The 17,632-nt window shown below is 74.7% G+C and carries 15 protein-coding genes and 1 pseudogene; 12 read left to right on the top strand and 4 right to left on the bottom strand.

Annotated elements, in window-relative coordinates:
- Positions 1-2 precede the first annotated feature (2 nt).
- From hpnC to hpnH, 8 genes and pseudogenes are all read left to right on the top strand, one after another.
- Positions 3-860 (top strand): squalene synthase HpnC, encoded by an 858-nt coding sequence (hpnC, locus tag E1211_RS13075; protein ID WP_132348860.1) that lies wholly within the window; start codon positions 3-5, stop codon positions 858-860.
- A complete protein-coding gene (gene hpnD, locus E1211_RS13080) occupies positions 857-1,729 on the top strand; it encodes a presqualene diphosphate synthase HpnD (RefSeq protein ID WP_132348862.1) in 873 nt (290 codons plus the stop codon). The genes hpnC and hpnD overlap by 4 nt, the downstream gene beginning before the upstream one ends.
- Positions 1,726-3,102, top strand: a complete 1,377-nt coding sequence (hpnE, locus tag E1211_RS13085; protein WP_132348864.1) for a hydroxysqualene dehydroxylase HpnE — start codon at positions 1,726-1,728, stop codon at positions 3,100-3,102. The genes hpnD and hpnE overlap by 4 nt, the downstream gene beginning before the upstream one ends.
- The gene (locus E1211_RS13090) at positions 3,099-4,106 is read left to right on the top strand and encodes a polyprenyl synthetase family protein (RefSeq protein WP_132348866.1); all 1,008 of its coding nucleotides are present in this window, start codon (positions 3,099-3,101) and stop codon (positions 4,104-4,106) included. Before hpnE ends, E1211_RS13090 begins: the two co-directional genes overlap by 4 nt.
- Positions 4,106-6,055, top strand: coding sequence for a squalene--hopene cyclase (gene shc / locus E1211_RS13095; protein ID WP_132348868.1), 1,950 nt, complete (start codon positions 4,106-4,108; stop codon positions 6,053-6,055). The genes E1211_RS13090 and shc overlap by 1 nt, the downstream gene beginning before the upstream one ends.
- Positions 6,056-6,102: 47 nt before the next feature.
- A pseudogene (locus E1211_RS33395) lies at positions 6,103-6,573 on the top strand (hypothetical protein); the annotation flags it as partial.
- A 111-nt stretch (positions 6,574-6,684) separates the two neighbouring features.
- Positions 6,685-7,614 carry a 4-hydroxy-3-methylbut-2-enyl diphosphate reductase gene (locus E1211_RS33400; RefSeq protein WP_243709518.1) on the top strand — a complete coding sequence of 310 codons (930 nt, stop codon included), beginning with the start codon at positions 6,685-6,687 and terminating at the stop codon, positions 7,612-7,614.
- Positions 7,615-7,616: 2 nt separating this feature from the next.
- On the top strand, positions 7,617-8,618 hold the full coding sequence (gene hpnH / locus E1211_RS13105) for an adenosyl-hopene transferase HpnH (protein ID WP_243709519.1): 1,002 nt from the start codon (positions 7,617-7,619) through the stop codon (positions 8,616-8,618).
- 69 nt (positions 8,619-8,687) lie between these two features.
- On the opposite strand, the gene E1211_RS13110 is transcribed toward hpnH, so the two are convergent.
- A complete protein-coding gene (locus E1211_RS13110) occupies positions 8,688-9,437 on the bottom strand; it encodes an SDR family oxidoreductase (protein WP_132348872.1) in 750 nt (249 codons plus the stop codon).
- Complete coding sequence (locus E1211_RS13115) at positions 9,428-12,217, bottom strand: wax ester/triacylglycerol synthase domain-containing protein (protein WP_132348874.1); 2,790 nt, start codon at positions 12,215-12,217, stop codon at positions 9,428-9,430. The genes E1211_RS13110 and E1211_RS13115 overlap by 10 nt, the downstream gene beginning before the upstream one ends.
- A gap of 101 nt (positions 12,218-12,318) precedes the next feature.
- On the opposite strand from E1211_RS13115, the gene E1211_RS13120 reads away from it, so the two are divergent.
- Positions 12,319-13,185 (top strand): hypothetical protein, encoded by an 867-nt coding sequence (locus tag E1211_RS13120; protein ID WP_132348876.1) that lies wholly within the window; start codon positions 12,319-12,321, stop codon positions 13,183-13,185.
- 310 nt (positions 13,186-13,495) lie between these two features.
- Positions 13,496-14,374 carry a DMT family transporter gene (locus E1211_RS13125; RefSeq protein WP_132348878.1) on the top strand — a complete coding sequence of 293 codons (879 nt, stop codon included), beginning with the start codon at positions 13,496-13,498 and terminating at the stop codon, positions 14,372-14,374.
- A 19-nt stretch (positions 14,375-14,393) separates the two neighbouring features.
- On the opposite strand, the gene E1211_RS13130 is transcribed toward E1211_RS13125, so the two are convergent.
- A complete protein-coding gene (locus E1211_RS13130) occupies positions 14,394-14,813 on the bottom strand; it encodes a helix-turn-helix domain-containing protein (RefSeq protein WP_132348880.1) in 420 nt (139 codons plus the stop codon).
- Between the two features lie 109 nt (positions 14,814-14,922).
- On the opposite strand from E1211_RS13130, the gene E1211_RS13135 reads away from it, so the two are divergent.
- Both E1211_RS13135 and E1211_RS13140 read left to right on the top strand, forming a co-directional pair.
- Positions 14,923-15,801 carry an NAD(P)H-binding protein gene (locus E1211_RS13135; protein ID WP_132348882.1) on the top strand — a complete coding sequence of 293 codons (879 nt, stop codon included), beginning with the start codon at positions 14,923-14,925 and terminating at the stop codon, positions 15,799-15,801.
- A 346-nt stretch (positions 15,802-16,147) separates the two neighbouring features.
- Positions 16,148-16,669 (top strand): molybdenum cofactor biosysynthesis protein, encoded by a 522-nt coding sequence (locus E1211_RS13140; RefSeq protein ID WP_243709517.1) that lies wholly within the window; start codon positions 16,148-16,150, stop codon positions 16,667-16,669.
- Here E1211_RS13140 and E1211_RS13145 read toward each other — a convergent pair.
- Positions 16,647-17,632 (bottom strand): chitinase (locus E1211_RS13145; protein ID WP_132348884.1); only part of this gene is annotated, 986 nt, incomplete at its 5' end. The genes E1211_RS13140 and E1211_RS13145 overlap by 23 nt on opposite strands.

Below are 17,632 nucleotides of genomic sequence, written 5' to 3' on the forward strand. Positions count from 1 at the left end.
GGATGAGTCAGCAGGTCGTCGTGCCCGCCGTGCACCGGCTCGCCCAGGCTCGGGCGGAGGAGAACTTCCCGGTCGCGCTGCGGGTGCTGCCGCAGCGGCACCGCCGCCACCTGCTGGCCGTCTACGGGTACGCCCGCCACGTCGACGACCTCGGCGACGAGCCGCAGGCGCCGGGGGTCGACCCGACGGCCGAACTGGACCGGATCGAGGCGGAGCTGCGCGCGCTGGACGCCGGCCGGTCGGTGAGCCACCCGGTGGTACGCGCCCTCGCCCCCACCGTCACCGGATGCCGGCTGCCCGTCGACGCGCTGATCCGGCTCGTCGAGGCCAACCGGGTCGACCAGCGAGTCACCCGGTACGCGACGTTCGCGCAGCTCGTCGAGTACTGCACGCTCTCCGCCAACCCCGTGGGCGAGCTGGTGCTGCACGTCTTCGGGCAGGCCGGTCCGGCCCAACGCGAGCTCTCCGACCGGGTGTGCACCGCGCTGCAGATCGCCGAGCACCTCCAGGACGTCGCCGAGGACCACCGGCGCGGCCGCATCTACCTGCCGGGGGAGGACATGGACCGGTTCGGCGTGACCGAGGAGGACCTCGCCCGACCGGCCGCGAACCAGCCGCTCCGCGAGCTGATCGCGTTCGAGGCGGAGCGGGTCCGCGCCTGGCTCGACGCCGGCGCCCCGCTCGTGTCCGCGCTGCACGGCTGGGCCCGCCTCGCCGTCGGCGGGTACCTGGCCGGCGGCCGGGCCACCCTCGACGCGCTCGCGGCGGCCGACCACGACCCGCTGCGCGACGCCGTCCGCCCCCACCGCCGGCGGGTGCTGCGCCGCTGGCTGGCCGCCACCGTTCGGAGCGCCGGATGACCGCGACGACCAGCGCCGTCGAGACCGCGTACCGCCGCTGCGAGGAGATCACCCGCAGCCAGGCGGCCAACTTCGCGTACGGCATCCGGCTGCTGCCCCCGGTGAAGCGCCGAGCCCTCTCCGCGATCTACGCCGCCGCCCGGCGCGTCGACGACCTCGGCGACGGTGACCTGCCCCGGGACGAGAAGCTCTACCAGCTGGCGGAGACCCGCGCCGCCCTGCGCCGGCTGCCCACCGACCGCGGCGGTGACCCGGTGCTCACCGCGCTCGGGCACGCCGCGACCCGCATGCCGATCCCGCTCGCCGCCTTCGACGAGCTGATCGACGGGTGCGTGGCGGACGTCGTCGGCCGCCGGTACGACACCTTCGACGGTCTCGTCTGGTACTGCCGCTGCGTGGCCGGCTCGATCGGCCGGCTCTCCCTCGGCGTGTTCGGCGCCGCCGAGGGAGAACCGGCGGCCACGCTGGCCGACTCGCTCGGTGTCGCCCTGCAGCTGACCAACATCCTGCGCGACCTGGTCGAGGACCGCGCCGACGGGCGGATCTACCTGCCCGCCGAGGACCTGCGCCGGTTCGGCTGCACCCTGGAGCTGGGCGGTACCGGGTTCACCGACCCGCCCGAGCGACTGGCGGAGCTGGTCCGCTTCGAGGCGGCCCGGGCCGCCCGCTGGTACGACGACGGACTGCGGCTGCTGCCGCTGCTCGATCGGCGCAGCGCCGCCTGCACCGCGGCCATGGCCGGCATCTACCGCCGGCTGCTCGCCCGGATCGCCGCCGACCCGCTCGCGGTCACCCGCACCCGGGTGTCGCTGCCCGGCCGGGAGAAGGCCTGGGTGGCAGCACGCGCACTCGTCGGGCGTGGCGCATGACCGGGCCGCTCGGAACGCCGCCGGAGAGCGGCGGGGTGTGCGTCGTCGGTGGCGGGCTGGCCGGGATCACCGCGGCGATCCGCCTCGCCGACCTCGGCCTGCCGGTGACCCTGCTGGAGAGCCGCGCCGACCTCGGCGGCGCCACCTACTCGTTCCGCCGCGACGGGCTGACCGTCGACACCGGGCAGCACGTCTTCCTGCGCTGCTACCGCGCCTACCGCGACCTGCTGGACCGTCTCGGCACCGCCGCCGGCACCGAGCTGCAGCGCCGGTTCGAGGTGCCGGTGCTGCTGCCGGGACGCCCGCCGTACCTGCTGGCCCGGCGTAACCTGCCCGCGCCCGCGCACCTGCTGCCCGCCCTGGCCGGCTACCGCCTGCTGAACCCCGCCGAGCGGCTCGCCGCCGTACGGGCCGCCGTCGCGCTGCGCCGGGTCGACCCGGACTCGCCGGCCACCGATCTGCGGAGCTTCGGCGACTGGCTCGCCGACCACGGCCAGACGCCCCGCCTGGTGCGCCGGCTCTGGGATCTGATCACGGTGGCCGCCCTCAACGTGCCCAGCACGCAGGCGTCGCTGGCGCTGGCCGCCCAGGTCTTCCGCACCGGCCTGCTGGAGACCGCCGACGCCGGGGACATCGGCCGTCCCCTGGTCCCCCTGACCGAGCTGCACTCCGCCGCCGCCCGACGGGTCCTGGAGCGGCTCGGCGCCCGGGTGCGCCTGCGATCCCGGGTGAGGTGGATCCACCCGGAGCCGGCCGGGTTCCGGGTCGGCGTGGACGGCGGCGAGCTCGCCGCCGACGGCGTCGTGCTCGCCGTGCCGCACCACGTCGCGTCCGCGCTGGTCCCGCCGGCCGCCGCGCCGGCCGCCGCCGAGTGGAACCGCCTCGGCGCCGCGCCCATCGTCAACGTGCACCTGCGCTACGCGCACCGGGTGACCCGGCTGACCATGGCCGCCGCCGTCGAGTCACCGGCACAGTGGATCTTCGACCGGTCGAGCCCGGACGCCGGCGACGAGCAGCACCTCGTGGTCTCGCTCTCGGCCGCCGACGCCGAGATCGACCGCCCGGCCGCCGAGCTGGTGGCCGCCCAACGCGAGGCGCTCGCCGAGCTCCTCCCCGCCGCGCGGCGCACCCCGGTACGCGACGCGTTCGTCACCCGGGAACCGCGAGCCACCTTCCGGCAGACCCCCGGCACCCGCGCGTACCGACCGGCGGCGGGCACCCGCCTGCCCGGACTGGTGCTGGCGGGCGCATGGACCGACACCGGATGGCCGGACACGATGGAGGGCGCGGTGCGCAGCGGCGAGACGGCCGCCGACATCCTCGCCCGACAGCTCGCGTCCCGGCCCCGACACCACACGGAGGCCGCACGATGACCGTTGTACGCAGCCGCAGCACCGACCAGATCCAGACGTACGTGGAGCCGGCCATCCGGGCGTTGCTGGACCGTCTGGACCCGGGCAGCCGGCTGGTGGCCGGCTACCAGCTGGGCTACTGGGACGCCGACGGGTCGCCGGGGGCCAGCCAGGGCAAGGGCCTGCGTCCGGCGCTGGCGCTGCTGTCGGCGCGGGCGGCGGGGGCCGCCCCGGAGGCGGGGGTGCCGGCCGCCGCGGCCGTCGAGCTCGCGCACAACTTCTCGCTGCTGCACGACGACGTGATGGACGGCGACACCGAACGCCGCCACCGGCCCACCGCGTGGACGGTCTTCGGCGTCGGCCCGGCGATCCTCGCCGGGGACGCGCTCGTCGGGCTGGCGTACGAGGCGCTCATCGAGGTGCCCGGCGGCGAGCCCGCCGCGCGGCGGCTCGCCCAGGACGTCCGCGCGTTGATCGCCGGGCAGATGGCCGACCTCAGCTTCGAACGGCGCGACGACGTCACCCTCGACGAGTGCCTGACCATGGTCGGTGACAAGACGGCCTCCCTGCTGGCCGGCTCGTGCGCGCTCGGGGCGCTGCTCTGCGGCGGCCCGACCGTACTGGTCGACGGGCTGTCCCGCTTCGGCTTCCACCTCGGCCTCGCCTTCCAGCTCGTGGACGACGTGCTCGGCATCTGGGGCGACCCGCGGCGCACCGGCAAGCCGGTCGGCTCGGACCTGCGCGCCCGCAAGCGCAGCGTTCCGGTCGTCCGGGCGCTGGCCGGCGGCGACCCCGCCGGGCTCGCCCTCGCCGACCTGTACCGCTCGCCGGCGGCGCTCACCGACGAGGACGTCGCCCGGGCGACCGAGCTGATCGAGGCGACCGGCGCCCGCGAGTGGACGCAGCAGCGGGCCTGGCAGGAGACCGAGGCGGCCCGGGCCGAGCTGGACGCCCTGCCGCTGCCGGAGGACGTACGGGCCGAGCTCACCGACGTGGCCGACTTCATCACCGGACGGGACCACTGATGACCGAGCTGCTCTCCGCGAAGACCACCACCGTCGATCCCGGGCCACCCGCCGGCCCCGATCCGCTCGACAGCGCCCGGGAGGCGCTGCACCGCGCCCGGGAACACCTGCTCGGACTCCAGGACGACGCGGGCTGGTGGAAGGGCGAGCTCGCCACCAACGTCACGATGGACGCCGAGGATCTGCTGCTGCGGCAGTTCCTCGGCATCCGTACCGCGGAGCAGACCGAGGAGACGGCCCGCTGGATCCGTTCCCAGCAGCTCCCCGACGGCTCCTGGGCGACCTTCCACGGCGGTCCGGGGGACCTCTCCACCACCATCGAGGCGTACGTGGCGCTGCGCCTGGCGGGCGACACGGTGGAGGCGCCGCACATGACGGCCGCCGCCGCGTTCGTCCGGGCACACGGCGGCCTGGCGGCCAGCCGCGTCTTCACCCGCTTCTGGCTCGCCATGTTCGGTCACTGGCCGTGGTCGCGGCTGCCGGCCGTCCCACCCGAGCTGGTGCTGCTGCCGTCCTGGGTGCCGTTCAACGTCTACGACTTCGCCTGCTGGGCCCGGCAGACGATCGTGCCGCTCTCCATCGTCCGGGCCCTCCGTCCGGTGCGCTCGCTCGGCTTCGGCGTCGACGAGCTGCGCACCTCGGACCGGCCGCCGCGTCCGCCGCGGCTCACCTCCCGTCCCGGGCTGCTGCACCGGCTCGACCGGCTCGCCGGCTCCTACGAGCGGATCGCCCGCGGGCCGGTGCGCCGGCACGCCCTGCGCCGGGCCGCCGAGTGGATCGTCGCCCGGCAGGAGGCCGACGGCTCGTGGGGCGGCATCCAACCACCCTGGGTCTACTCGCTGATGGCGCTGCACCTGCTCGGCTACCCGCTGGACCACCCGGTGCTGCGCGCCGGGCTGGAGGGTCTGGAGCGGTTCACCGTCCGCACCCGCACCCCGGACGGGCCGATGCGCTGGCTGGAGGCCTGCCAGTCGCCGGTGTGGGACACCGCGCTCGCCGTCACGGCACTGGCCGACGCCGGACTGCCCGCCGGGCATCCCGCGCTCGAACGGGCCGGCCGGTGGCTGCTCGACGAGGAGGTCCGGGTCCGCGGCGACTGGGCGGTGCGCCGGCCGAACACCCCGCCCGGCGGCTGGGCCTTCGAGTTCGACAACGACGGGTACGCCGACACCGACGACACCGCCGAAGTGATCATCGCGCTGCGGCGCGCCGGCGTACCGGCCGACGCCGCCGTGCTGCGCGCCACCCGGTGGATGCTCGGCATGCAGTGCCGCGACGGGGGCTGGGCCGCGTTCGACGCCGACAACACCCGCGCGATCCTCGCCGACCTGCCGTTCTGCGACTTCGGTGAGGTCATCGACCCGCCCAGCGCGGACGTGACCGCGCACGTCGTCGAAGCGCTCGTTGCCGAGAACTACGCCGGCACGATGCCGGTACGCCGGGGCGTGCACTGGTTGCTGCGCGCCCAGGAGCCGGACGGCTCCTGGTTCGGGCGGTGGGGCGCCAACCATGTCTACGGCACCGGCGCGGTGGTGCCCGCCCTGGTGGCCGCCGGGGTCCCGCGCCGCCACCCGGCGATCCGCCGAGCGGTGGAGTGGCTGCTCGCGCACCAGGGCGCCGACGGCGGCTGGGGTGAGGACCTGCGCTCCTACCGGGACCCGTCCTGGATCGGTCGGGGCGAGTCCACCGCGTCGCAGACCGCCTGGGCGCTGCTCGCGTTGCACGCCGCCGGCCACGGCACCGGCGAGCCGGCGCTGCGGGCGGTGCGCTGGCTGGTCGAGACGCAGCGCCCCGACGGCGGCTGGGACGAGCCGCAGTACACCGGCACCGGCTTCCCCGGCGACTTCTACATCAACTACGGGCTGTACCGGCTGGTCTTCCCGATCAGTGCGCTCGGCCGGATCCTGGACGCCCGGCACGGCGCTCTCGAGGCCACGGTGACCCGGTGATCCGCCCAAGCGTCCCGGACGCTCCCGCGTGGACGCTCTACGCGCCCATGCGGCCGGAGCTGTCGGCGCTGCGGCGCGGGCTGGGTGACCGCGACCCGCTCGACCGGCTCACGCTCCGCCGCACCGGCATCGGGCCGCGCCGCGCCCGGTCCGTCGCGGCCCGCCGTCCCGCCGGGACGGCCCCGGTGGCGGTCGCCGGGATCGGCGGGGCGCTCGCCCCGGACCTCGCCACCGGCGACGTGGTGGTGGCCGACGTGGTACGCGCCGACCCGCTGGCCCCCGACGCCCCGGCGGGGGAGGTGCGGATGCCCGGCGCGGATTTGCTCGCCACCGCGCTGCGCCGGCACGGGCTGCGGGTGCACGTCGGACCGGTGGTCAGCACCGACCGGCTGGTCGACGGGGCCTCCCGGGAACGGCTGGCCGCGACCGGCGCGCTCGTCGCCGACCTCGAGTCGGCGTGGCTGCTGGCCGGCTGCGCCGGCCGCCCGACGGCCTGCGTGCGGGTCGTCGCGGACACCGCGGCCGGCTCGCTCTACCGCCCGGCGGTGCTGCGTCAGGTCCGGGCCGCGCTGCGGGTGCTGCCCGTGGTGGCGACCGGGCTCACCGAGTGGGCCGTGGCCGCGGGCAGCATGCACGAGCTGCTGCTGGCCTCGCCCCGGTCGTTCTGCGCCGGGGTGGAGCGTGCGATCGCCGTGGTGGAGCAGGCGCTGCGCCGGCACGGCCCACCCGTCTACGTCCGTAAGCAGATCGTGCACAACGCCCGGGTGGTGGCCGACCTGCGCGCCCAAGGGGCGATCTTCGTCGAGGAGCTCGACGAGGTGCCCGACGGCGCGCTCACCGTCTTCTCCGCGCACGGCGTGGCGCCCGCCGTACGGCAGGAGGCCGCCGACCGGCGGCTGCCGGTCATCGACGCGACGTGCCCGCTGGTGACCAAGGTGCACGCCGAGGCGCGCCGGTTCGCCGGGCGCGGCGACACGGTGCTGCTGATCGGGCACGACGGCCACGAGGAGACCGACGGCACGCTGGGGGAGGCGCCCGACCGGATCCGCCTGGTGCCGGATCCGGCCGCGGCGGAGACGGTGCAGGTCGACGACCCGGAGCGGGTGTCCTACCTGGTCCAGACCACGCTCGCGGTGGACGAGGCGGCGGGCATCATCGACGCGCTGCGGCAGCGCTTCCCGGCCCTCGTCGGCCCCGGTTCCGACGACATCTGCTACGCCACCACGAACCGGCAACAGGCCATCACCGCCGTCGCGGCCCGGGCCGACCTGGTGCTGGTCATCGGCTCGGCGAACTCCTCGAATTCCCGCCGCCTGGTGGAGGTCGCCGAACGCGCCGGCGCTCGGGCCCACCTGGTGGACGACGTGGGCGACATCGACCTGCGCTGGCTCGCCGGCGCGCGGACCGTCGGCGTCACGGCCGGCGCGTCCGCGCCGCCCGGACTGGTCGACGAGGTCGTCGCCGCGCTCACCGCGCTCGGAGCGAGGGAGGTGAGCGAACACACCGCAGCCGTGGAGGACGTGGTTTTCACCCTGCCGAAGGAGGTACGCCAGCCGTGAGTATGCCGTTGCGTCAGAGCCTGCGTATCGCGCGATACCTGGCCGAACAGAAGATTCGCCGGCGCAAGCGGTTCCCGTTGCTGTTGGAACTGGAGCCGTTGTTCGCCTGCAACCTGAAGTGCGCGGGCTGCGGCAAGATCCAGCAGCCGGCGAGCCTGCTCAAGCGCCGGATGCCGGTGGAGCAGGCGCTCGCCGCGGTGGAGGAGTGCGGTGCGCCGATGATCTCCATCGCCGGCGGGGAGCCGCTCATGCACCCGGAGATCGACAAGCTGGTCGCCGAGCTGGTGCGCCGGAAGAAGTTCGTCTTCCTCTGCACCAACGCGATGCTGCTGCCCAAGAAGATCGACAAGTTCACGCCGTCGCCCTACTTCGCGTTCACCGTGCACATCGACGGGCTGCGCGAACGGCACGACGCGGCGGTCTGCAAGGACGGCGTCTTCGACGTCGCCGTGGAAGCCGTCCGCGACGCCAAACGCCGTGGTTTCCGGGTCACCACCAACACCACCGTCTTCAACACCGACACGCCGCAGACCGTCATCGAGGTGCTCGACTACCTCAACGACGACCTGAAGGTCGACGAGATGATGCTCGCCCCGGCGTACGCGTACGAGAAGGCGCCCGACCAGGAGCACTTCCTGGGCGTCACGGAGACCCGCGAACTGTTCCGCAAGGCGTTCTCCGGTGGCCGTCGGGCGAGGTGGCGACTCAACCACTCGCCGCTCTTCCTGGACTTCCTGGAGGGCAAGGTCGACTTCCCGTGCACCGCGTGGGCCATCCCGTCGTACTCGCTGCTGGGCTGGCAACGGCCCTGCTACCTGCTCTCGGACGGGTACGCCGAAAGCTACAAGGAGCTGCTGGATTCGACCGACTGGGACAGCTACGGCCGGGGCCGCGACTCGCGCTGCGCCAACTGCATGGCGCACTGCGGGTACGAGCCGACGGCCGTGCTGGCCACCATGTCCTCGCTGCGCCAGTCGATCCGGGCGGTCCGGTCGACCACCTGAGCCGGCGTCGCCGCGACGGGTCCGGCAGGGACCGCCTCCCGCTCGCGGCGACGCGGGCAGGTCGGCGGCTCAGCCGAACCGGGTCGCGAGGCGGCGGTACAGCGCCGGCAGCAGTCCGCGTACCGCCACGGGCAGGCGCAGCCAGCCGGGCACGTAGACCTCGGCCCGGTCCTTGGCGATCGCCTCGGTGAGGGCGGCGGCGACCCGGTCCGGCGGCAGCGGGCGTGGCCGGCGCCGCCGGTACGGCTGTCCCCGGCGTACGAAGAACGGGGTGTCCACCACCCCGGGGACCACCGTGCTCACCGCCACCCGGCGGCAGGCGAGCTCCATCCGCAGGCTCTGCGCGAAGGCGTCGAGCCCGGCCTTGGTGGCCGCGTAGACGGCTTCCCCGTTCACGCCGAGCCGGCCGGCGATCGAGCCGACGAAGACCAGGTGGCCGCCGCGGTGACACATACCGGGCAGCAGCGCCCGGGTCAGCTCCATCGGCGCGCGCAGGTTCACCGCGAGAAGCTCGTCGGCGAGCGAGTCGGCCATCCCGTTGAACGGCCCGGCCCAGCCGACGCCGGCGTTGTTGACCAGGACGTCCACCCGGGTGTAGCGGGCCAGGGCTCGCTCGGCCAGCTCACGCCCGGCGTTCGGGCGGCTCAGATCGGCGACGAGGGTGGTGGCGCCGGTCTCCGCGGCGAGCCGGTCCAGCCGGTCCGGGTCACGGCCGGCCGCGACGACGTGACTCCCGGCGTTGGCGAGCTGACGTACCACCGCCGACCCGATCCCCGACGATGCGCCGGTGACCAGCACCACCGCGCCGTTCAGGCGCATCGCGGCACTCCGGGCGGGACGGCGCCCGACACCGTCCGGTCGGACCTGCCACCGGTCCCCTCGTCGGTTCGGCGTGTCTCGCGCCAGCCCGGCTCCGCCCCGGAGCCCCCGACGGGGAGCTCGTGCGTCGCCGCGCCGTCGCCGGGCCGGGCGCCGCCGGCCGACCCGGCGTCCGCGGCGGCGAGCAGCTCGGCGAGGCCGCGTCGCAGGGCCGCGACGATGGCGTCGCCGAGATCGGCGAGAGCGGCGTTGAGGATCACCCCGACCTCGAAGCTGGCGCCGCTGCGCAGGACGGCGATGCCGACGTGCACGTCCTCGGCGAGCGCGACGACGGGAGCGGCGGCTCGCACCGGGGCCTCGGCCATCACCCGCAGCGGGAAGGACGTCGGCATGTAGGAGACGACCACGTTGAGGCGACGGCTGGTGTAGAACCGCCGGGCCAGAGCCGCGTGCACCGGCGCGGGCAGTGCGCCCATCATCCGCATCACCATGCCCGCCGCCTCGGCTTCGCCGCTGCTCAGCGCGGCGCGCAGGGTCCGGCGTACCACGGCGACCCGGTCCGGCGGCGGCATCGGCCGCGACGGGAGGTCGAGGCTGACCGCCCCGGTCCAGTTGCCCTGGGTGGGCGCGCGACGCCGCGCGTCGCGGGAGACGGCGAACATCACCCGCAGCCGGGGCGGCACCGGAGCCGGGTGCGCCGCTCCCAGCGCACCGGCGGCGAGCGCGAGCATGAGTTCGCTCGGGTGGGCGCCGCAGGCCCGGGCGGCCTTCAGCACGTCGGCGGCGGGCAGGCTCATGTTGATGAGGCGCCGTCGCGGCGAGTCGATCCGGCGGTTCAGCGGGGTACGCGGCGCGGCCCCCTGGGTGGCGAGCCGGGCCAGGCCGCGGGCGGTACGCCCGAGGCGGCGTGCGGCCTCCCGCGCCTGGTCGAACCCGGCCGAAGCCTGCCGGCCGCCGGCGATCCGGGGCGTGGCGGGCGGGGCGTTGCGGCGGGCGCGGCTCGGTGCCGCCTCCATCGTGTCCAGCAGCCGACGCACCACGGCGATCACGGAGATACCGTCGCCGAGGCAGTGGTGCAGCTTGACGGCGAGCCGGGTGTTGCCGTCCGGCAGGCCGCTGACCAGCAGCATCCGCCAGGGCGGCCGGTCGGTGGGCAGCGGCTCGGACCAGAAGTGGTCCACGGCCGCCTGGCCGTCGTCGCCGGGTGCCACGTGGACCTCGTCGAGGTGCGCGGCCGGGTCGACGAACCGGTCGATCACCCAGCCGGGGCGGCGCCACCGGCCCCGCTCCACCGGGCGGCGGCGCAGGGTGGGAATCGCCGGCAGCCGCCGGGCCACCAACGCGGTCAGCTGTTCCCGGGTGACGGGCCGGCCCTCGGCGCGGGGCCCCAGTTCCAGCACCGTCCCGATCTGCTGGGCCTCGGTGGCGGTCTGGACGTGCAGGAAGAAGGCGTCCTGCGGTCGGAGGGGCCAACTCGGCAGCCGTCCGCGGGCCGGGCGGCCCTCCCGAGCACGCGAGCCGGCGCCGTCCGGCCCGGGCCGGCGCGCGTCCCGCGCGGAGCGGCCGCCACCGGCCGGCGCGATCCCCCCGGCCGGGGCGACCTCGTCCGTGCCTTCGCCGACGAGGACGAACTCACCGTCGAGACCCGTGGCGGGGCCGGGCAGCGGACCCGGTGACCCGGCGACCGCGGGCAGGCCGAGGTCCGGCAGCCGGCCGTCGGGCGGCACCTCGACCGGGCGCGGCGGCTGGCGGAGCCGGGTGCGAACTCCGGCGACGAGCGTCTGCGGGGTGTGCGCGGTCTCCGCGAGCCCGGCGGCGGCCATCAGCGCCGCGTTCGCGGCCCCGTGCGCCGCGATCGGCCGGTACATCACGATCGGGGTTCCGGTGGCCAACGCCTCGAGCGCGGTGGCCCCACCGGCGTTGGTCACCAGCAGCCGGGCGGCCTGCAACAACGTCGGCATGTCGTCGACCCAGCGCCGCACCACCAGCCGCCCCGCCGGGACGTTCAACGCCTCGAGCCGGGTGGCCAGCCGCTCGTTGCGCCCGCAGACCGCGACCACCTGGATCGGGTCACCGATACCGACCAGCGCCTGGATGGCCTCCTCGACCGCGCCGAAGCCGTACGACCCGCAGGCCACCACGACCGCGGCCCGGTCCGGATCCAGGTCGCAGCGCCGGGCGGCCTCCGTCCGGTCGCCGGGGCGGAACGAGTCGAGCACCGGTGGCGCGCAGACCCCCAACGTGGTGCCCGACGCGGCCACGGCGGCGAAGGGCACCGCGGCCCGGTGCACCACCAGGTTCAGGTCGAGCTCGGGGTAGACCCAGAAGGGGTGGGGCGCGAAGTCGGAGATCCAGGCGCCGACCGGGACGCCGAGCCCGCGGTGGCGACGCAGCCACGCCAGCCCGGCGCTGCCCAGCGGGTACGTGGAGACGATCAGGTCCGGGTCGAAGGCGTCGACGACCGGGGCGAGCCGGCGCCCGGCCCACGAGCCGGTGAACCGCTTGGCGGTGCCGGCGAACCAGTGGAACCGCCACAGCGAGGCCCAGAAGAATTCGTACAACCAGGGCGTCAGGCCCACATTCGTCACGTAGGTGCGCCGGAAGCTGCGACCCACTCCGGGTCCCATGACGTCGAGGGTGTCCACCCAGCTGACCCGGCTGCCCGGCCAGATCGCCTGGATCCGCTCCTCCAGCGCCCGCCCGGTGGCGTCGTGCCCGCCGCCGATGTCGGCCGAGACGACCAGGACGCGGCGGGCGACCGGGCCGGTCGGGGCACTCACCGCGCACCCGCCGGGCTCGGCGTGCGATACCTGCCCGAAGACGGGTATGCGCAGGTACCTTCGCCGGCCACGTCCGGCGCCGTCGAGACCGGGATCGTGACATGGCTCTGGGCTTCCTGCTGGCGATCATCGCCGCGTTGTGCAGTGCCACGGCCGCGATCGTGCAGTCCGTCGGCGCCCGCCGGTTGGCCGCCACCGCGCACGTCGACCCGCGACTGCTGTTCCGGCTGGTGCGCAACGGCCCGTACGCGATAGGTCTGGTGCTGGACGGGGCGTCCTCCCTGCTGACCTTCACCGCCCTGCGGATCCTGCCGGTGTTCGCGGTGCAAGCGGTGGGAGCCGCCAACCTCGGCATGGTGGCGATCATCGCCATGCTCGTGCTGCGGCTGCACCTGACGTTGCGGGACTGGCTGGCGATCCTCGGGGTGATCGCCGGCCTGGTGCTGCTCGTCCTCTCCGCGAAGGCGGGGCCGCCGGGCACGGTGCCCGGCGCGGCCGGCTGGTGGCTGCTCGCCCTGGTGATCCTGCTGGGGGGCGTGGCGTACCTGGGCAGCCCGAAGATGTGCGGTCCCGCGGTGCCCGGCCTGCTGGCCGGGCTCTCGTTCGGGTCGGCGGCGCTCGGCGCGCGCCTGCTCGCGAAGGTCGAGAGCGTCGGCGACGTGGTCGGCAACCCCGCCTCGTACGCCGTGGTGCTCGCCGGCCTGACCGGTGTGCTCCTGTACGCGACGGCGCTGCAACGTGGCTCGGTCACGGTCGCTTCGGCGTCGTCCGTCGTCGGGCAGACGGTGGCGCCGGCGGTGACCGGCTGGCTCCTGCTCGGCGACCGGGTCCGGCCCGGCTTCACGCCGGTGGCGATCCTGGGTTTCGTGCTCGCGGTCGCCGGCGCGGTCGCGTTGGCCCGCCACGCCCAGCCGCAGATCGAGCCGGACGACTGCGGGCCGGAGCAGAGCGAGACGCCCGGTCGCTGACATGTCGGATGCTCCCAGCGGTACGCGGCGGAGAGGCGCGCCAGCGCCCCTTCGGAACAATCATCAGCTTAATCGCCATTTGCATACTCTTAGGGCGATTGCCGGCACTGCGCGAGTAGCCGCCCGGCAGGTGGGAGGTCACCCCCGTTTATCTCCGGAGGCGCCGGGAACCCGCGCCGGGTCACCGTCAGCACCTCGTTCCGCACGAAGCCGAGGCGCCGGACGGGGGAGGCCCGGCCTTCGGCGCTGGTGACGTGGAGCGGACGACCGCCGTAGGGGAGGCACATGTGACCGAACCGGTTGGCGTGCGGTGAACGACACGACGGAGATGCTGGCGGGGGTGCCCATCGCACTGGCCGCCGCCGCGGCCTTCGGCGCCTCGGGCGTGCTCCAGTTCCGCGCCGGGCGGCAGGTGCCGGAGGAGCCGGCCGGACGCCCCACGCTCCTGGTCCACCTGGTCCGTCTGCCCAGTTGGCGCTGGTCGGTGGTGCTCGCGGTGCTGGCGTTCGCCCTCCAGGTCGCCGCCCTGAGCCTGATCCCGCTCATCCTGGTGCAGCCGCTGCTGGTGACCGGCCTCGTCTGGTACGTCCTGCTCTTCGCGGCGTTCCAGCACGACCGCCCCGACCGGACGATCCTGCTCGAGTCCACCCTGTGCCTCTTCGGACTCGCGGCGTTCCTGGTGATCGCCCAGCCGGGCCGGGGCCAGGGGCGCGGGCTGGAGTCGTTCTGGTCGGCACTGCTGCTCGGCGTGGCCGTCGTGGTCTCGATCGGGCTCTGCCTGCTGGCCGCGGTGCGGCTCGAGCGGCGCTGGCGACCGATGCCCCTGGCGATCGCGGCGGGCATCTGTTACGGCGTGACCGCCGGCCTCGTCAGCAGCCTGGCGTTCCACCTCCAGGAGAGCCCGTTGCAGGTGTTCACGCAGTGGCAGGCGTACGCCGTGGCCGTGCTCGGGCCGTTCGGGGTGCTGCTCAGCCAGAACGCCTACCAGGCCGGGCCGCTGGGCGCGCCGGCCCTGGCCGCGATCACCGTCACCGACCCGCTGGTCGCCATCCTCGTCGGGTTGATCTGGCTGGACGAGTCGATCCGGGGCGGCGTGCAGGCCGCCCTGGGTCAGGCGCTCGCGCTCATCGTGGTGATCCTCGCGGTCGTCATGCTGGCCCGGCGCGCGCCACACGTGAAGGGTGGTTAGCCCCGGCGGCGCCAGTGCGTCAGGACTCCCGGCCGGCGTCGTAGGTCGCGCGGGCCGCGAGGACGTCGTCGAGCCGCCCCTCGACCCAGCGGGCCAGCGTCCACACCTGGTCGGCGGCCTCCCGCCCCAGCGGGGTCAGGGAGTAGTCGACCCGGGGTGGGATGACCGGCTGGGCGTCGCGCTGGACGAAGCCGTCGCGCTGGAGGGTCTGGAGGGTCTGCGCGAGCATCTTCTCGCTCACCCCGCCCACCCGGCGGCGCAGTTCGCTGAACCGGTAGGACCGTTCCCGCAACGCGGCCAGGACCAGCACGCCCCATCGGCTGGTGACGTGCTCGAGCACCAGGCGGGAGGGGCAGCCGGCCCGGTTCACGTCCGGCGACGGGTCGGACCCGCGCAGGGTCACTTCCTCGTCCAGCGCGAAACCGGCACTCACGTCCATGCCAGTACCTTACTCGAAGGTGGGTAATTACGAAAACGGCAGTACCGGTCGTAGCGTTGGCGCCGGCCGTTCGGCCGTCACCCATCCGACCTGGAAGAAGAAGAGCGCAATGAGCATCGCCATCACCGGAGCCACCGGACAGCTGGGCCGGTTGGTCATCGAGGAGCTCCTCACCGCCGGCGTGCCGGCGGACCGGATCACCGCCGTGGCCCGCAGCGCCGAGAAGGCGGCCGACCTGGTCGCCCGGGGCGTCCGGCTGCACCTGGGCGACTACGACCGGCCCGAGACGTTCGCGGGCGCGTTCCGGCCCGAGGACCGGGTGCTGTTGATCTCCGCCAGCGACGTCGGCCGGCGTATCGCCCAGCACGCGGCGGTCGTCGACGCCGCAGCCGCGGCCGGTGTCGCCCAGCTGGCGTACGTGGGTGTGTTCGGCGGGCCCAAGGCGGACTTCCTGCTCGCCGGGGAGCACCGGGCGACCGAGGAGCTGATCCTCGCCACCGGCCTGCCCTACACCTTCCTGCGCAACAACTGGTACAGCGACGCCTCGATGTTCACCGGCGACCTGGCCGGCATCATGGCGCGCGGCGCGATCGCCAACAGCGTCCACGCGGAGAGCCGCATCGCCACCGCGCCGCGGGCCGACTACGCCGCCGCCGCGGCCGCCGTCCTGACCTCCGACGCGCACCTGAACACGGCGTACGAGTTGAGCGGTGACACCGCGTGGACGTTCGGGGAGTTCGCGGAGATGATCACCCGCCAGAGCGGCGCCGAGGTCGTGCACACCTACCTTCCGCCGCACGAGCAGAAGGCGATCCTGGCCGCCGCGGGCGTGCCCGACGCGATCGCCGAGATCCTCGTCGACGTGGACGACGCCATCAACCGGGGCGCGCTGGCCGGTACGCCCGGGGACCTGTCCCGGCTGATCGGCCGTCCGACGACGCCGATGACGGAGACGGTCGCGGCGGCGCTGGCCGACCTCGCGTCCTGAACCGGCCCGTCCCGTGTCCGGGGCGGCAGGTACGGCAGCGTCGCCCGGCCGGGTGACGCTCGCGTACCGGGGCGGCCGGGCCGCGCGCCCGACGGGTCCCGGCTCCGCCCGCCCCGCCTCGGCGCCTCCGGCGAGGCCGGCGCTGGCCCGGTCAGCGGGCGGAACGTGTCATGATGATCTCCCATGTCGGGGCGCGCCCATCTCCTACCACCGCACCCTCCACTGTGGTCGTCGGTGTGATTCTCGGCGCTGTCGCGGTTCCGACCCGAGACCCGGGCCGGGCGGCTAGCGTCGGGCGGGTGGCGCGACGCCCCTCCTGCACGACGTTCGGAAAGGTTCGCGGATCGTGACCCAGCTGCCTCCGCCGGCACCGCGGATCGTGCAACTGCTCGCCTCGCCCGTGCACCGGTACGTCGGCCGGCCCGCCGACGGCCCAGCCCCCGCGGCGGAGGGCGAGCTGGTCGAGGAGGTGCGTGTCCGCGCCGGTCTGGGGATCGTCGGTGACCGGTACTTCGGCCGGCCCGCGCACCGGGAGGCGAGCGTGACGCTGATCGCGCAGGAGTCGCTGCCGGCCGGCGCCGATCTGCGGCAGGTCCGCCGCAACGTGCTCACCGCCGGCATCGCGGTCGACGAGCTCGTCGGGGCGGTGCTGGTGCTGGACTCCGGCGCCGGCCCGGTCCGGCTGCGGGTCAACCGGCCGGCCAACCCCTGCGCCTGGATGGACGTGGCGATCGGCCCGGGCGCCTGGAAGGCGTTGCGCCGTCGGGGCGGCGTGCGGTGCACGCCGCTCACCGACGGCGTCCTGCGGGTCGGGCCGGTGCACGTGGCGATCGAGACGCCGCCGGTCAGCGCCCCTGAAGCCCCCTGACGTTGTCGCCGAAGGTCCAGCCCTTGCTGCCGTCCCAGTTCAGCGACCAGGTCATCAGGCCCTTGAGCGCGCCGCCGTAGGTGTTCCACGCCTGGGCCACCGAGGCGGGTGGCAGGTGTCCGCCGCCGGCGCCCGGCTGGGCCGGCAGTCCGGGGACCTGCTTGTCGTACGGGACCCGGATGGTGGTGCCCTGCACGACCAGCCCGGCGTTGAGGCAGTCGGTCTGCTTGGTGAAGCCCTCGACCGTGCCGGCCGGGTAGGAGTCGCCGGAGCAGCCGTACATGCTGCCGTTGTAGTACTGCATGTTCAGCCACCAGAGCCGGCCGTTGTCGGCGTACCGCTTGATGATCGGCAGGTACGCGCCCCAGATCGAGCCGTAGACGACGCTGCCACCGGTCACGTACGCGGTCTCCGGCGCCATCGTCAGGCCGAAGGTGGACGGCATCTGGGCGAGTACCCCGTCGATGATGCGGATCAGGTTCGCCTGGGAGGGGGAGAGCTGGTTGATGTTGCCGCTGCCGGTCAGCCCGGTCTCGATGTCGATGTCGATGCCGTCGAAGTTGTACCGCTTCAGGATCGGCACGATGGTGGCGACGAATCGGTCGGCGACCGTGCTGGAGCTGAGGTCGATGCCGGCGGTGGCGCCGCCGATCGACATCAGGATCGTCTGGCCGGCCGCCTTGGCTTGGCACATCTCGGCGGGCGTCGGCACCTTCACGGTGGCGTCCATGCCGTCCTCCCAGAGCACCGTGCCGTCGGGGAGGATCACCGGGAACGCTGCGTTGATCACGTTGTAGCCGTGGGCGCGGATCCGCGAGTCGGTGATCGGGATCCAGCCCAACGGCGGGTGGACGCCGTTGGCGGCGCCGTCCCAGTTCTCCCAGTAGCCCTGAAGCACCTTGCCGGCCGGCTTCGACTTGACCGGGCAGGTGGCCGTACCCGGCGGGACGGTCGGGGTGGGGG

Source organism: Micromonospora sp. 15K316, assembly GCF_004348525.1.
Classification (GTDB): Bacteria; Actinomycetota; Actinomycetes; order Mycobacteriales; family Micromonosporaceae; genus Micromonospora.

Coding starts and splice junctions, on each gene's coding strand:
- E1211_RS13130 (WP_132348880.1), bottom strand. CDS start 14,813: ATGGACGTGAGTGCCGGTTTCGCGCTGGACGAGGAAGTGACCCTGCGC.
- E1211_RS13120 (WP_132348876.1), top strand. CDS start 12,319: ATGGCTCTGGGCTTCCTGCTGGCGATCATCGCCGCGTTGTGCAGTGCC.
- E1211_RS13110 (WP_132348872.1), bottom strand. CDS start 9,437: ATGCGCCTGAACGGCGCGGTGGTGCTGGTCACCGGCGCATCGTCGGGG.
- shc (WP_132348868.1), top strand. CDS start 4,106: ATGACCGAGCTGCTCTCCGCGAAGACCACCACCGTCGATCCCGGGCCA.
- E1211_RS13135 (WP_132348882.1), top strand. CDS start 14,923: ATGAGCATCGCCATCACCGGAGCCACCGGACAGCTGGGCCGGTTGGTC.
- hpnD (WP_132348862.1), top strand. CDS start 857: ATGACCGCGACGACCAGCGCCGTCGAGACCGCGTACCGCCGCTGCGAG.
- hpnH (WP_243709519.1), top strand. CDS start 7,617: ATGCCGTTGCGTCAGAGCCTGCGTATCGCGCGATACCTGGCCGAACAG.
- hpnE (WP_132348864.1), top strand. CDS start 1,726: ATGACCGGGCCGCTCGGAACGCCGCCGGAGAGCGGCGGGGTGTGCGTC.
- E1211_RS13090 (WP_132348866.1), top strand. CDS start 3,099: ATGACCGTTGTACGCAGCCGCAGCACCGACCAGATCCAGACGTACGTG.
- E1211_RS33400 (WP_243709518.1), top strand. CDS start 6,685: ATGCACGAGCTGCTGCTGGCCTCGCCCCGGTCGTTCTGCGCCGGGGTG.
- hpnC (WP_132348860.1), top strand. CDS start 3: ATGAGTCAGCAGGTCGTCGTGCCCGCCGTGCACCGGCTCGCCCAGGCT.